This window comes from Paraburkholderia sp. MM6662-R1 (assembly GCF_050436245.1).
Classification (GTDB): Bacteria; Pseudomonadota; Gammaproteobacteria; order Burkholderiales; family Burkholderiaceae; genus Paraburkholderia; species Paraburkholderia tuberum.
This window is the reverse complement of sequence record NZ_JBNDLV010000003.1, coordinates 221,038-235,607: the sequence shown is the minus strand read 5'-3', so window position 1 is coordinate 235,607 and position 14,570 is coordinate 221,038. Positions and strand designations below refer to the sequence as shown.

General features: G+C 59.8%; 17 protein-coding genes and 1 pseudogene. 6 read left to right on the top strand and 12 right to left on the bottom strand.

Going from position 1 to position 14,570, the window contains the following annotated elements; translation table 11 throughout:
* The first annotated feature begins 180 nt into the window (after positions 1-180).
* Positions 181-1,866, top strand: coding sequence for an FAD-dependent oxidoreductase (locus OKW39_RS23660; protein ID WP_187613055.1), 1,686 nt, complete (start codon positions 181-183; stop codon positions 1,864-1,866).
* A 5-nt stretch (positions 1,867-1,871) separates the two neighbouring features.
* Positions 1,872-2,063, top strand: coding sequence for a DUF2783 domain-containing protein (locus tag OKW39_RS23655; protein ID WP_013094246.1), 192 nt, complete (start codon positions 1,872-1,874; stop codon positions 2,061-2,063).
* A gap of 10 nt (positions 2,064-2,073) precedes the next feature.
* Here the strand turns inward: OKW39_RS23655 and OKW39_RS23650 are convergent, their stop codons facing one another.
* On the bottom strand, positions 2,074-2,928 hold the full coding sequence (locus OKW39_RS23650) for an IclR family transcriptional regulator (RefSeq protein WP_187613054.1): 855 nt from the start codon (positions 2,926-2,928) through the stop codon (positions 2,074-2,076).
* Between the two features lie 5 nt (positions 2,929-2,933).
* Complete coding sequence (locus OKW39_RS23645; RefSeq protein WP_429563839.1) at positions 2,934-3,737, bottom strand: IclR family transcriptional regulator; 804 nt, start codon at positions 3,735-3,737, stop codon at positions 2,934-2,936.
* A 205-nt stretch (positions 3,738-3,942) separates the two neighbouring features.
* Here OKW39_RS23645 and OKW39_RS23640 point away from each other — a divergent pair, with 205 nt between their 5' ends.
* Both OKW39_RS23640 and OKW39_RS23635 read left to right on the top strand, forming a co-directional pair.
* Positions 3,943-4,902: an MBL fold metallo-hydrolase gene (locus OKW39_RS23640; protein ID WP_429332477.1), complete on the top strand. Its 960-nt coding sequence runs from the start codon at positions 3,943-3,945 to the stop codon at positions 4,900-4,902.
* 124 nt (positions 4,903-5,026) lie between these two features.
* Positions 5,027-6,340, top strand: a complete 1,314-nt coding sequence (locus OKW39_RS23635) for an MFS transporter (RefSeq protein WP_429563838.1) — start codon at positions 5,027-5,029, stop codon at positions 6,338-6,340.
* A gap of 100 nt (positions 6,341-6,440) precedes the next feature.
* On the opposite strand, the gene OKW39_RS23630 is transcribed toward OKW39_RS23635, so the two are convergent.
* Positions 6,441-6,851 (bottom strand): hypothetical protein, encoded by a 411-nt coding sequence (locus OKW39_RS23630; RefSeq protein WP_429563837.1) that lies wholly within the window; start codon positions 6,849-6,851, stop codon positions 6,441-6,443.
* Positions 6,838-7,161: a glycoside hydrolase family protein gene (locus OKW39_RS23625; protein WP_429563836.1), complete on the bottom strand. Its 324-nt coding sequence runs from the start codon at positions 7,159-7,161 to the stop codon at positions 6,838-6,840. The genes OKW39_RS23630 and OKW39_RS23625 overlap by 14 nt, the downstream gene beginning before the upstream one ends.
* Positions 7,162-7,526: 365 nt before the next feature.
* On the opposite strand from OKW39_RS23625, the gene OKW39_RS23620 reads away from it, so the two are divergent.
* Positions 7,527-7,742: a hypothetical protein gene (locus tag OKW39_RS23620; protein WP_429563835.1), complete on the top strand. Its 216-nt coding sequence runs from the start codon at positions 7,527-7,529 to the stop codon at positions 7,740-7,742.
* A 122-nt stretch (positions 7,743-7,864) separates the two neighbouring features.
* On the opposite strand, the gene OKW39_RS23615 is transcribed toward OKW39_RS23620, so the two are convergent.
* From OKW39_RS23615 to OKW39_RS23600, 4 genes are read right to left on the bottom strand one after another with little or no spacing between them, the layout of a single operon-like run.
* Positions 7,865-8,296 (bottom strand): hypothetical protein, encoded by a 432-nt coding sequence (locus OKW39_RS23615; protein ID WP_429563834.1) that lies wholly within the window; start codon positions 8,294-8,296, stop codon positions 7,865-7,867.
* A 28-nt stretch (positions 8,297-8,324) separates the two neighbouring features.
* Positions 8,325-8,780 carry a hypothetical protein gene (locus tag OKW39_RS23610; protein ID WP_429563833.1) on the bottom strand — a complete coding sequence of 152 codons (456 nt, stop codon included), beginning with the start codon at positions 8,778-8,780 and terminating at the stop codon, positions 8,325-8,327.
* Between the two features lie 2 nt (positions 8,781-8,782).
* The gene (locus tag OKW39_RS23605) at positions 8,783-9,148 is read right to left on the bottom strand and encodes a hypothetical protein (protein ID WP_429563832.1); all 366 of its coding nucleotides are present in this window, start codon (positions 9,146-9,148) and stop codon (positions 8,783-8,785) included.
* Between the two features lie 13 nt (positions 9,149-9,161).
* Positions 9,162-10,637, bottom strand: coding sequence for a LysM peptidoglycan-binding domain-containing protein (locus tag OKW39_RS23600; RefSeq protein WP_429563831.1), 1,476 nt, complete (start codon positions 10,635-10,637; stop codon positions 9,162-9,164).
* 2 nt (positions 10,638-10,639) lie between these two features.
* Between OKW39_RS23600 and OKW39_RS23595 the strand changes: the two are divergent.
* A pseudogene (locus OKW39_RS23595) lies at positions 10,640-10,870 on the top strand (transposase domain-containing protein); the annotation flags it as partial.
* A 178-nt stretch (positions 10,871-11,048) separates the two neighbouring features.
* On the opposite strand, the gene OKW39_RS23590 reads toward OKW39_RS23595, so the two are convergent.
* The 4 genes from OKW39_RS23590 to OKW39_RS23575 form a co-directional block, all read right to left on the bottom strand.
* Positions 11,049-11,513: a DUF2846 domain-containing protein gene (locus OKW39_RS23590; protein ID WP_429402340.1), complete on the bottom strand. Its 465-nt coding sequence runs from the start codon at positions 11,511-11,513 to the stop codon at positions 11,049-11,051.
* 307 nt (positions 11,514-11,820) lie between these two features.
* A complete protein-coding gene (locus OKW39_RS23585; protein ID WP_429563830.1) occupies positions 11,821-12,972 on the bottom strand; it encodes a hypothetical protein in 1,152 nt (383 codons plus the stop codon).
* 121 nt (positions 12,973-13,093) lie between these two features.
* A complete protein-coding gene (locus OKW39_RS23580) occupies positions 13,094-13,450 on the bottom strand; it encodes a hypothetical protein (protein ID WP_429360468.1) in 357 nt (118 codons plus the stop codon).
* 7 nt (positions 13,451-13,457) lie between these two features.
* Complete coding sequence (locus tag OKW39_RS23575) at positions 13,458-14,555, bottom strand: hypothetical protein (RefSeq protein ID WP_429563829.1); 1,098 nt, start codon at positions 14,553-14,555, stop codon at positions 13,458-13,460.
* Positions 14,556-14,570: the final 15 nt, after the last annotated feature.

The window sequence follows — 14,570 nt, the reverse complement described above, 5'->3', positions numbered from 1 at the left end:
ACGTTGTCGAAAGTGCGATTCGCCGGGATATTCGTTGCCGGGTTTGCGTGCAATGGAACCGCACCAGGGTAAATACAGATTCGATTGCTCAAAAAGCTTTATAGAATGGCCGATATTAGCAAGGAGCAATACTACTTGCTATAGATTAATCAAAGATACCCCGCAGAACCCGGAGACGCCATGCAGATCGACTACCAAACGATGCGGTTCGACTACGAGCGAGCCGCCGACCACGATGCCGGTGCACCGCTCACCTATCCGGTCGTGGTGATCGGCGCTGGCCCGGTCGGGTTGTCAGCGGCCATCGATCTGGCCCAGCAGGGCGTTCGCACCGTACTGCTCGACAATGACGACACGCTGTCGAGCGGTTCGCGCGCAATCTGTTTTGCGAAGCGGACGCTGGAAATTTTCGATCGGCTCGGCTGCGGCAAGCAGATGGTCGACAAAGGCGTGAGCTGGAACGTCGGCAAGGTGTTCCTGCAGGATGAACTGATCTATACGTTCAACCTGCTGCCCGAGACAGGCCACGCGCGCCCAGCATTCATCAATCTGCAGCAGTACTACGTCGAAGGCTATCTGGTAGACGAGGCGAAGCGAACCGCGAATCTGCAGATGCGCTGGAAAAGCAATGTGATCGGTGTGACCCAGCAAGACGACCATGTCGAGTTGCGGGTCGAAACGCCCGACGGCATTTATCCGATGCGCGCGCAATACGTGGTCGCCGCCGACGGCGCGCGCAGCGCGGTGCGCAAGGCGCTCGGTCTCGACAGTCATGGTCGCACCTTCAAGGACCGCTTCCTGATCGCGGATGTGAAAATGAAGGCGCCGTTTCCGACCGAACGCTGGTTCTGGTTCGATCCGCCCTTCCATCGCAATCAATCCGTACTGCTGCACAGGCAGCCCGACAACGTCTGGCGCATCGATTTCCAGCTCGGCTGGGACGCCGATCCGGTCGCCGAAAAACAGCCCGAAAAAGTGATTCCGCGCGTGAAAGCGCTGCTCGGCGACGATGCCGGGTTCGAGCTCGAATGGGTCAGCGTCTACACGTTTTCGTGTTTGCGGATGGACAGTTTCCGGCATGGCCGCGTGCTGTTCGCGGGCGATTCGGCGCATGGCGTGTCGCCGTTCGGCGCGCGCGGCGCGAATAGCGGCGTGCAGGATGCCGACAATCTCGCCTGGAAGCTGCGGCTCGTCGTCAACGGCGACGCGCCGCCGGCGCTGCTCGATACCTATGCATCCGAGCGCGAGTATGCGGCGGACGAAAACATCCTGAACTCATCGCGCGCCACCGACTTCATCACGCCGAAAAGCGCGGTTTCGCGGATGTTCCGCGATGCCACGCTCAAGCTCGCGAAAGAGTGTCCGTTCGCGCGGCGCATCGTCAACAGCGGCCGTCTGTCGGTGCCGGCGGTTCTGCGCGACTCGCCCCTGAACACGCCCGACGCCGACGCGTTCACCGGTGCGATGGTGCCCGGCGCGGCCAGCACCGACGCGCCGGTCAAGCTCGCTGGCGAAGACGCCTGGTTCCTGAATCAGACCGGACATGGCGGCTTCACGGGTGTGCAATTCTGCGGCCAGGGAGACGACCTGACGAGATGCGCCGAACGGCTTCGCGCGCTCGCATGCCTCGCGGTGCCGGTTCACTCGTTGATCGTCGTGCCGCGTGGCGCGGCCGTGACCGCGCTGCCGGAGATGCCTCACGTCACGGTGATCGAGGACGTCGAAGGCATCGTCACGCATCGCTTCGATGCGCGGCCCGGTACCTTTTATCTGCTGCGTCCGGACCAGCATGTCTGCGCGCGCTGGCGCGCCCTCGACACCGCCTCGGTCGCCAAGGCCGTGGATCGCGCAACCTGCAACGGATAACCATCATGACCAAGCTGAACATCGAAACGAATATGGCCGATCCGGATGCGTTCTATGAAAAGCTCATCGACGCGCACAATGGACTGACCGACGAGCAAAGCCATTTCATGAACGCAAAGCTCGTGCTGCTGCTCGCGAACCACATCGGCGATGCCGACGTGCTGCTCGAAGCGCTGGCGCTGGCGCGCGCGGATTGACGACCGAGGCTCAGCGCCCGATCCAGCCGAACCGCCACGACAGCCGTCGTGTCGTGGCGAGCAGCCTCTGTGCGGTCGTGCCGTGCGTGCTGAAATCAAAGCCGCCCGACGGACCGATCACCGCGACCACCAGACTGACGCTGCCCGTATGATCGAACACGGGCGCGGCCAACGCGCCGATGCCCGGCACCGGCGCATCGAGTGCGTCATCGATGCCGTCGCTCACAACCTTCGCGCGACGTGCCAGATAGGCCGGAGCCAACGACGGCGGGCCCTTTTTCGGCGCCACGAGCACTTCCGCAACCGGCGCGCCCGCGAGTCTGATCGATTCCTGCGACAACAGCCCGACCAATACGTCGTCCGCAAGATGCGCGGCGAACACGCGCCCTATCGCCGTGTTGACGAGCGACATCACGGTGCCCACGCGCAGGCTCACGTGTTGTGGTCTCGCCGATTCTTCGAAACGGATTACCGTGGGACCCAAAGGTCCAAGAATCGCCACCGCGACGCTCATGCCGGACTCCGCCGCAAGCGTGACGACCTCCGGTTCGGCATCGCGAATCGGCGACATGCGCTGCAACGCGATCAGGCCGAGTTCCATGCCGAGCGGTCCCGCACTGAAAAGACCGGCGTCGTCGCGGCTCAGCAAGCCGACCTTGAGCAGACTCACCAGATGCGGAAACGCCTTGGCGGCGGGCATATCGGCGGCCGCGGCCAGATCGCGCAGCGACAGCGGACGGCCGGCGGCAACGAGTGCCAGCAGGAGCTCGCCTGTGTTGTCGAGCGCGCTGATTCCGCGCTGAGCTTTCGTGTCGTTGAGTTGGGGCGTGTTCGCGTCGGACGCGTCCGGGGTTTCGATCTGCATGATTCTCAGCTGGGTGTGACCAGCGCTTCGGTGATACGTCGGGAAGTTTCGAGCAACTGACGCGCGACCACACCGTCCCACGCGACTTCGATCGAGCCCGACGAGCCGATCGCCGTCAACGCGAGTTGCATCCGTTGATCGCCATCGAACACCGGCACGCTCAGACTGCTGATGCCCGGACTCGGCGCATCGATTCCTCGCTCGATGCCGCGCGCGCGGATCTCATCGAAACGTTTGCGCCACTCCTTGCTAGTCGGCCCTTTGGCGGCGCGGCCGCGCGCCGGCGTCGGGTCCGCCGAATGCGCCTGGCTTCGCGCCATTTGCGCGACCTGCTCGGGCGCGCAGAACGCGCAGAATACGCGGCCCGTCGATGTCGCTTCGAGCGACATCACCGTGCCGATGTGCAGATTGACATGCAGCGGCGCACCGCTGCGCTCGTATCGGACGATGGTCGGGCCCTGCACGCCCGCCACGCAGATCGCCACGCTAAGACCGATCCGCTCCGCGAGCGAAGCCGCGTGGGTAGCCGCGATGCGATAGACCGGCTGCTGTTCGATATGCATGAGGCCAAGCCGCAACGACAGCGGCCCCGGCTCGTAGTTGCCGGTCAGGGCATCGCGCTTGACGAGGCCGAGGCGCGTCAGGCTCACGAGATAGGTATGCGCCTGCGCCGATGACAGTTGCGCCTCGCCGGCCAGTTCGGTCAGCCCGAGCGGTTCGCGCTGTCGCGCCAGCGCCTGCAGCAGACGTCCGCCGACCTCGACGCTCTGAATCCCCCGCTGTTTCTTTTCGCTTGTCGTATCAGCCATCGTGTTGTCCGCCCTTGACCCGAAGGAGATTCGGCCCGTCCGGTGTCGCCCGTGGAAGGCCTAGATGGTATCCGATCGGACCGTGCCGACCAACCAACGGAGTTTACCCTAGCTTAGTTAATGACAAGGTATTTTGTCATTGACAAATCACAACATGACGACGACTATTAGTCATCCCCCAACGAATCGTGAGACGGAGACAGACATGGCGAAGGCTTTCGCATCGCAGGCCGATCTGGAAGAAAAGAAGATCACGTGGACCCAATTGTCGGAAAACGCGTATGCGTATACGGCCGAGGGCGACCCCAACTCCGGCGTGATCATCGGCGACGACGGCGTGCTGATCGTCGACACCACCGCCACGCCGGCCATGGCGCAAGACCTGATCGCGAAGATCCGCAGCGTCACCGACAAGCCGATCAAATACGTCGTGCTGTCGCACTATCACGCGGTACGGGTGCTGGGCGCGTCGGCGTACTTCAAGGAAGGCGCGCAGCAGGTGATCGCCAGCCGCGGCACCTACGAAATGATCGTCGAGCGCGGCGAAGCCGATATGAAATCGGAGATCGAACGCTTCCCGCGCCTTTTTGCGGGCGTCGAAACGGTGCCCGGCCTGACGTGGCCGACGCTGGTGTTTGAAAAGGAAATGACGCTCTTTCTCGGCAAGCTCGAAGTGCGCATTGCGCATCTCGGCTCGGGCCACACGAAGGGCGACACGGTCGTCTGGCTGCCGTCGCAGAAGGTGCTGTTCTCCGGCGACCTGGTCGAGTACGACGCGGCCTGCTACTGCGGCGACGCGCAACTCGAACAATGGCCGACGACGCTCGAAGCACTGCGCGCCCTGAACGCGGAGAAGCTGGTGCCGGGTCGCGGCCCCGCGCTACTGTCGCCGGCGGAAGTGAACAAGGGCATCGACTACACGAAAGACTTCGTCACCACGCTATTGCAGGCGGGCCGTGACGCATTCAAGGACAAGCTCGATCTGAAGGGCGCGATGGCGCTCACGCGCAAGTCCATGGACCCGAAGTTCGGCAACGTCTTCATCTACGAGCATTGCCTGCCGTTCGACGTGTCGCGAGCCTACGACGAAGCAAGCGGCATCAGCCATCCGCGCATCTGGACCGCGCAGCGCGACAAGGAAATGTGGGACGCGCTGCAGAACTGATCGCGCCGCGCACTCGGGAAAGGCCGTCCGGTCTTTCCTCTTTTCCGTTCAAACCATGAAGGCGCGCTAGACGCCTCGGGCGCGCTCGTCTTCGCACAGGCGCGCTCCGCACCAGGAGCGAGACATGCAGCATTCCCTCGATGGCAACGCCATTGGCCACGCCGCGCCCGTCGCGAGCGACGATTCGATGTTCAGGAAGGTCGCGTGGCGCATCGTGCCGTTTCTGTTTCTTTGCTATGTCGTGTCGTTTCTGGACCGGATCAACATCGGCTTCGCGCAATTGCAGATGAAGCATGATCTCGGCTTCAGCGACGCGATGTACGGACTCGGCGCAGCCGTGTTCTACGTCGGCTACGTGCTGTGCGAGGTGCCGAGCAACATCCTGTTGGCCAAATACGGCGCGCGTAAAACCTTCATGCGGATCATGCTGCTGTGGGGCATCGCGTCGATGTGCATGATGTTCGTGTCGAAGCCCGCGCACTTTTACGTTCTGCGCTTTATATTGGGCGTTTTCGAGGCGGGGTTTTTCCCGGGCATCGTGCTGTATCTGACGTATTGGTTTCCCGCCAGCCGGCGCGCCGCCGTGATCTCGGTGTTTTTCGCGGGCGTGGCGGTCGCGGGCGTGCTCGGCGGACTTTTCTCCGGCTGGATCATGCGCGACATGAGCGGCGTGCTGAACCTGTTCGGATGGCAGTGGATGTTTGCGATCGAAGGCGCACCCGCTGTGATTCTCGGATTGCTCTCGTGGCGCTATCTGGTCAACAAGCCGCACGAGGCAAGCTGGCTCACGCAGGACGAAAAAGAGCGACTCGTCGCGCTTTGCGCCCAAGGCCAGTCGAAAGACCACCGGCATGACAGTCACAGCTTCGCCGCCGCGTTGCTCAATCCGCACGTCTATCTGTTCGCGTTCATCTATTTTTCGCTGACCTGTGCGTCGCTAACGCTCAATTTCTGGATGCCGTTGATGATCCGCGATTTTGGGGTTCAGGATGTCGTGGCGGTGAGTCTTTATACCGTGGTGCCGAATGCGATCGGTGCGGTGGGTCTGATTCTGATTGCGCGCCGCTCGGATCGAACTGGGGAACGGCGTAAGCATTTTGCTTTCTGCACGGTGGGCGGGGGTCTCGCGCTCGCGGCGCTTACGCTGCATCTGAGCAGCTTTCCTGCGATGCTGGCTATCTTGTCGCTCGCTGCCATGTTGATTTTCGCGGCGCTACCGATCTTTTGGGCGGTGCCTACCAGCTATCTGTCCGGGAAAGCGGCTGCGTCGGGGATCGCGTTTATTAGCAGTATTGGGATTACGAGCGGGATCGTCAGTCCGTGGGTGATCGGTCAGATTCGCACGACGACGGGGAGTATGGATCTCGCCGTGTATCTGCTTGCGAGTCTGCTTGTGGTTAGTGGGGTCGCTTTGATGGTCGGCGTTAAGGGGGCGTGACGCGACGGTGATGTCGCCTATGCCGAGTCGTGGTGGTGCCGCTTGCCCGCGTAATCTGCCTTTAAATGGCCCCGCCGAAGCGGGGCTGCGATTTCACGCTCTACCAATTTGCCATATCAAGCAAATCCTTTAAAAACTGATTTTGCGCTTTGCGAAGATTGTAGATGCACTCCTCTCGCAAAGCTGAAAACATCGATCCATCGTGTTCCGTTTTCCACTTTGCCCCGGCATTAAGTGGTAATTCGCAGTACCTCACGGATGCATCTTGCGTTTCCATGTACTCGTCGAGCAACTTCGCATGGACGTTGCCGTTCCGCATGGTCGCACGCAACTTGTTATAGATGAATTTGCTCTGGACCGTCAGGTCTTTCTGTAACTCGGAATAGCACTCGGCGTCACCGTAACCGCCCCCCAAATGCTGCAGGCAATCCGAGTTCGACTTCGCGACCGCAAGACTAGAAAATAACACCCCCGAGATAAAAAAAACTATCATGATCCTAATGAGATGCATCGTAAACTCCTGAGACAAATAAACGAGCTTTGGCAATCCGGCGATTCTTGACGCCCCGATTCGTTTCCACCCGATACGTCAGGATAAAATCATGCATATCATCATAATGGCCAGAATTAACTTTTCTAATAATTTCGCTGGCGCCGTCTCCTGAACCACAGTTATATACGATACTCATAAGGGCATCGTATTCGAACTGAAACAACGGAACCTTCACGTCGGCATTCAGACGTCTTTCTACCCATGTCGTTATACACAACGTCGCCGCCGGTCCGCGGCGGCGAGAAAGGCCGTTTACTTTCAATGACATAGCGCCGCGCTTGTAAACTGTCGGCGTTTGCCGTTTACTCTCCGCCTTTGAGCGGATGCCTTGGTCACCGAATCGACACCCTGGACGCAAACGGAATTCGAGCAACTGGACCTGGGTTGCTGACGTCGCTGTGCCAGACCTCGGCGAGTCCGCCGCGTGGCCACGCTCCGGACACTGGTGGTGCAAATCGCACCACCCGCAAACCCTTGCCTCATCCCGGGTTCCATGCGATTCGATATTTTCGGCGCAACCCGTTGCACTCTTTTCTGTACCGCCGCAAATCCAATGCTGGCGTCGGTTAGCGGCGGTTTTGCACGCGTTTTGGTACGTGCGTAATGCTGTGTTCTACTTTCAGGGGAATTCTTGTGCCAGACGACAACGTCCGATCCGCCCAGATGCCGCTGGTCAGCAACGCGCCCGCCGATCACGGAAATGAACAAATCACGCGAACGATGCAGCGCCGGACGTGCGACATCCGTCAGGCACTTGTCACCGAGTGGCTGCAACGCGCGATCGTCGGAATTCGCGATATGCATCAGGATGAGAACCTGCGCCAGCGTGTCGCACTTCGGCTTTTCTAACGTCCACGGGCTCCGGTCATCAATCGCGCAATCTGCGCAATTCGCGCCCCGCCACAGCCGCTCGCCTCAATGCGATAACGCCCGCACCAGGCGGGCGTCGATGGCGGCAATCGGTGTAACGGCTAGCGGCTGTCGTGCGCGAACAGCTTGGTCGCATTCCAGCCATCAGCCCCGTACTGTTTCGCACGATCCCACGCGTAGAGAAGATTATCGGAGCCGCCGCTGTTATCGGCCAGCACTGCAGGACGCGGATCGATTTGTGAGGTTGCCATCCCAGAAGACGGGCCGAAGAGCGCTGCAGCACCGGCGTACGGCGTCTGGCTGCTGTCAACGAACCCGCCATACACACCGAACAGTGCAGTGCTACTGCTGTATGACGCCTCCGGAGCTACAAACCCGCTGCCGACGCCACCAAGCCCGCCCGGCAGCACCTGCGCATTCATGCCGCCGATCGCTTCCTGCACACGCTGCGCGGTCGTATCGGTTTTCCCAACGGAGCCGGCCTGCACCTGGTCGACGACGAGATTGCCAATGGTGGCCGCCACCGCATCCATCGAGATCGCGCCAACATTGCGCCCGAAGTTATGTAGTTTGTTTCATCGCCCCGAAGCCAAAGCCCATGTCACCTTCCATTGTCAGGCACATACACCACGAACACATGGAGTTTGTAAAGTAGTGGTGCTGTGGAATAACGAGCAATTCGGGGAGAATTCCTCTCATCGATTCAATGGTGCTCCCGAGCGCAAAGTCCGTTGCACTGTCACCGATGTAAATTACCTCACCGGTCAAAACAAATTTGCCAACAATCTCATCGAAGAATTCAATGAACTTCACGGCTTGGAGATCATCCTCTTCTTCAAAGCATTCGATCGAACCAGGAATTTGACTCCAATCAATTTTCGAGCCACTCGCAGGGTATGCGTTCGCCAACTTCTCAAAAACAACTGCGGAATCGCCGACAACCCTTACTTCTCCTGATTCGAAGTTTGCTCTCAAGGCCCTGCGAAGCTCGACTTCGTAGAAATTCGTACTTGTCATCTTCATTTCCAAAATTGCCTTACGATTTGATCGACCACTGACTGGTTACCCTCGAAGGTAAAGTGCGGCCCCTTCTCTTTGCCAGCGAAAACGTTGATATGAGCGCCACTTCGTGCATCGTATTCCACCCGGAATCCGACACGGCCGTCAGCTGTTTTCATCCCAATTGGCGTACCCGCGTTGTCGCCAAACTTTGCTAGGGTCGGTTGTTCAGCTTTGAATCCACGAGCGTCCAGCCATTCAATTGCCGCATTTTGCGCCTGATTGAAATCTTTGAAAGCAAGTTCGCTGCTTGCCGTGAGTTTTGCCTCACCCGGCGGTACGGCGTACATCCGGCCGCTAACTGGCACGAGATAGCGCTCTGACATGCCATAGGCCGCGTCAGCAAACGCCGGAGCAACCGATGCAACGCCCTTCAGCGTAGCCCCAAGCCAGCGGCACCGTGCCCGCAACCGCACTGAACTCCGTCAGCGCCGCCGCACCATAACTCCCCACCGACACCTGCTGCGCAAACCCGCTTGACCAGCCACCCGTCGCACCGTTTGCCGCCGCGTAAAGATCGCGATACTGGCTTCCTACCTCAATAAAAGGATCGGCAACAAATTCGCCCACCGCGCGTACGCCAGCACCGATCTTTTCCGACAACGGCGCAGCACTTTCGAACACACCACGCCTGTCACCGCTGAGTCCTCGCCAGAATCCACCCTCTGTCTGCGCCAGTGTCACACCAGACTCCGGCAGCGACGACACCGAGATCTGCGGATACGGCACAGCGTGACCTTCCACCTCCGGCGAGAACGGCGAGCCTACAATCGATCGGCCATTGTCAGCCTGTATCAGACCATGTGCCGCCTGTGTCGTCAGGCCCAGGCTCGCTGCCGTTGCATCGAACATGCTGCCGGAGTTCAACTGCCCATTGGCCAGCCACGCAAACTGCTTGCCTGCGTCAACCGTATACGCACCCTGCACCATACCGTTGATGTCTCCACCCACGCCATACAGTGTGCCCGTATTTGTTGCCTGACCCGCGACGTTGTCGACCACCAGATTGCCAATGGTGCTGGCGATGGCATCCATCGTGATCGCCCCAACATTGCGCCCAAGGCTCCCACCGCGCACGATTGTACTAGCAGCCCCTGCAGCTATCCCCGCACCCATGCCCGTTACAAACCTGCCTGGATCCGAGCCCATGTTAAAGCCCACGTTGCTGCCGCCGACATTAATCGTCCGTGCCGCCTGGAAGCCGACCCCAGATGCCACAGCGGACGCTGCCATGCCCTTCCAGTCAAACCCGCGCTGAGCACCAACAGCGAGCGCCATACCCTGAGTCGCGGCTGAACGCACCGCCCCCTGAGCAGCCGCGGTCCAGAAGCTGGTGGCAGGGGCCGCCGCCGCCCCGATACCAGCTGACACAGCTCCAATTGCCATCCCCTTCCAGTCAAATCCATGCTGCTCGCCTGCGGCGATCATGACGCCCTGCGTCGCGGCCGCTCCCGCGGCGCCAATCAGCATTGCGCCAACAATGCTGCCCGTACCCATCGACACGACCGATACCGCGACCGCGATGACTACCGCGAAAATCTGGGCCACCCCACCACATCCCCCATCCTTCCCCGGCGGCGGTGGAGGATCGGGCAGCGTCGGCTGCGTATTGCCGATCGCCTTGCCCGGGTCATACGGCTTGAACGTCGTCGCCGTGTTGTGCACGTTCGTGACCTGGTTGGGCACCGTCAGCATCTGCCCGGCCTTCAGCACGTCATCGCCCTTCAGCCCGTTCGCGTCCGCCAGGATGTACCACAGCGTCGCATCCCCCCACAGCGACGACGCGATCGACTGCAGCGTGTCCCCATCGCGCACCGATCGGAAGGCGGAATTATCTGTTCGCCGGTGCCGACTCGGGCGGCGAACGTGCGGCGGCGATGTATAGCCTGATCGGTTCAGCACGTATGAACAGCATCGATCCCGAAGCCTACCTGCACTACGTCATCGAGCGCATTGCCGATCATCCTGCCAACCGTAACGACGAATTGCTGCAATGGAACGTCGCACCTCTGCTGCCAGCGTCTGCTCGCGTCAACCCGACTCGCTAGCAGTCGACGCTTCCGCCGTCAACTAAATCCGCTACGGTACTGATCGGGTGCTTACGGTCATCAATCGCGCAATCTGCGCAATTCGCGCCCCGCCACAGCTGCTCGCCTCAATGCGATAACGCCCGCACCAAGCGGGCGTCGGTGGCGGCAATCGGTGGTAACGGCTAGCGGCTAATCGTCACTCCGCTTTCGCACTTTGCGCCGGCGGCAGAACCGCCAATTTAGACTCTTTCACACCGTCCTGACCAGTCTTGTCGTCAACCAGTTGCAGCTTGCTGCGCGCATACAGGACGCCCATCTTGACCTCCTGCCAGACGTAATAGACCTTGCCGGCAACCGCGTCGACATCCAGCTTTGAATCGTTCTCAGCCTTCGACACCAGCTCATGCGGTCCCGGCTCGACTTCCGTGTACAGGTAGGTCCTGGCGGCCGTGTCGCCCAGAATCTGACCATCCAGGGTCACCGGCATCTTGACGCCCCCACCCATGCTTTCGTTGCGATACACATAGATCGCCGCCTTCTCCTGCGGCGCACTGAAGGTCTTCAGCGCCGCATCCTTCTGCGGATCGCCCATCGGCACCGATGCACAGCCCGCCATCACCAGCAGCACAACGCCAAGCGGGATCAATTTCTTCAACTGCATTTCTTGTTTTCCTTTTCAGGTTTGTGGAACATGAATCTGGAGACTGAGTCCCGGCCTAACATAGGCCAGGGGTTGTTTCGCTATGCACGCCTCCTAAACCACGCAATGCCCGTGAATGCAATTGCCAGTAGCGTACCCCTTGCAAACACGCCTCTAAAATTAACTGCGGAGAGCACATCGTGGACCGTCAGGTGACTAAAGCATCCTGGTGCAAATAGACAGTTCAGGCACAAAGCGACCACCCAAATGACGTACATTCCTGCTAGGCAAATACCCCACGCACCCAAAAACGCAATCAACCACCTGATCATTTTTGGCCGCTCCCGTAGGGAAATGGTGGAACAAGTGGACCAACTGCACTCTGGCCCACCCCTCCTCCAATCGTCCCGGCAATCACGCCACCTGTATTGAGGCTAAACAGATTCCATCCGCCACCGGACCAAACATCCGTCGAGGCCCAATTCCTTGAGTTGCCGAGAGTTGGTTTGAGTGTTGCATCGAACCATGACCCGACGGACTTCCCGAGGCCATAGCCCAAGCCAGATAGAGCCGCACTTGTAAATCCAGCGTTGACCAAGCTGTCACTTTTCCCATACACAACGTTGTTGATCGCCGTATCGGCAACTCCACCTGCCGCATTCAGAACCATATTGCCGGCTACGGCTAGGTTGTAACGCGTACCTATCGCACCGACCCCAAAGCTCACGCCCACATCAACCGGATTGATCGCTCCTTTCTGGTAATACTTAGAGCCCGCAGTAATCCCCGCGCTAATCTCTCCGGTGCCCACTGACGAGGCCCACATGCGCGAACCCAGCAAGCCACCCGAGCTGAAGATCGGCGCTCCGCCGCCGAGCATTTCGCTCGCGAGTGCTGCACGCCCGCCATTGACGAGCGCCGTGATTCCTGTCTTGATCGGCGCAGCCGCTAAGGTAAAAGCAGTCATGCCCGCTTCCAGAAACGACTGGGCACACTTCGTTACAGCCGTGCCGTAATTCCCCGCATCCCAGTTCGCCCGTGCGGCGTCCATGCTGGTCGCCCCCACCATGTCGTGCGCGAACTGCTTGGTCGGATTCCAGCCGTCGGCGCCGTACTGTTTAGCCCGATCCCACACATACAGTAAGTTCTCGGAACTGCCGCTCCGGTCGGCCAAGCCGCCGGGCCGTTGATCGATTTGCGAGGCACCCAGTCCAGACGACGGGCCCAACAAAGTTGCGGCACCGCTGTAGGACGCAGGGGTGTTATCGACGAGTCCGCCATACACACCGAACAGCGCAGCGTTACTGCTGTATGACGTCTGCGGTGCGACGAACCCACTGCCCACTCCACCAAGACCACCCGGCAGGATCTCGCCATTCAGCGCCTCTATCGCCTGCTTCGTGTAGTCCGTTTTCCCGACAGACCCCGCCTGCACCTGATCGACGACCGTATTGCCAATCGTCGATGCGATGGCATCCATCGTGATCGCCCCAACATTGCGCCCAAGACTGCCGCTGCCACCACCGTTTTCCGTCGCACCTTTCCCGACCGAGACCGCCTGCACCCTGTCTATAACGAGGTTTCCAACTCCAAAGCCGCACTCATCTACCTTCAGTTTCTGTGAGAGTTTTGCGGATCTCCTTCACGAATTGCGCAGGTGACTCTGTCTCCAAGCTTGCGTTCGCAAGTCTAGATATCGCAAGCTTCACAGCCTCACGAGTCGCATCCCTCGGCAAATCTATATCCTCCCTGACCTCAATAAGCTCAGCCCAACGCGATAAAGCATCGAACGTTAACTGCCCCGTTAAAAAGCGATCGAGAGCCGATGCAAGACGAAGAGATGAGAGTTCGACAAGAGCGCTCTCCGAGTCCCACGGTAGCTTTGCAACCTCGGATTCCAGCACTTCAATTGGTCGCGAGAATTCAACTACGCTGTTCAACACCTTCATGTGGTTCATATTCATATCATTGCCCCGGAAAGAGTTTTGGGCCGACAGGGTATTTCGGTGCCACGTGGACAATGCGGCCATCCGGTGCATACGTGGTCTTCGTATAGAGAACTGTATTGCCAAACGCATCGACCTGCTTTTCGTACGCAACGAAAGAGCCTTGAATGTTGGCTGCTGGTGAATTTGCCTGGAATACCACTCCTCCGTTGGGCAGATTTCCGACACGGAAGTCTTGGGCATTGGCCGGCAACTTATCCAGATATCGATCCAGATTCTTCGCTTGGCTCTGAGTCAGGCCTTCCGCCAGCGAGTCTCCGGTACGCCAGATGTTGCTAGACGTGCCAATGGGGCCATTCTCGACGATATAGGAGACCAGGCCGGTCTTGGCCGCATAGCTTTCAACCGCAAAATAAGCCGTGTCGGCAAGTGCTGGAGCAACCGATGCAACGCCCTTCAGCGTCGCCCCGGCCAGCGGCATCGCTCCAGCAACCGCACCGAACTCCGTCAGCGCCGCTCCGCCATAACTTCCGGCAGAGACCTGCTGCGCAAAGGCACTGTGCCAGCCGCCAGCTGCACCCGTCGCCGCAGCGGCGACATCGCGATACTGGTTTCCCACCTCAATAAGAGGATCAACGATGAACTCACCCACCGCGCGCACGCCTGCACCGATCTTTTCCGACAGCGGTGCGGGACCTTCGAACACGCTACGTCTGTCGCCACTGAGTCCGCGCCAGAATCCACCCTCTGTCTGCGCCAGTGTCACACCAGACTCCGGCAGCGACGACACCGAGATCTGCGGATACGGCACAGCGTGACCTTCCACCTCCGGCGAGAGCGGCGAGCCTACAATCGATCGGCCATTGTCAGCCTGTATCAGACCATGTGCCGCCTGTGTCGTCAGGCCCAGGCTCGCTGCCGTTGCATCGAACATGCTGCCGGAGTTCAACTGCTCATTGGCCAGCCACGCAAACTGCTTGCCTGCGTCAACCGTATACGCACCCTGCACCATACCGTTGATGTCTCCACCCACGCCATACAGTGTGCCCGTATTTGTTGCCTGACCCGCGACGTTGTCGACCACCAGATTGCCAATGGTGCTGGCGATGGCATCCATCGAGATCGCGCCAAC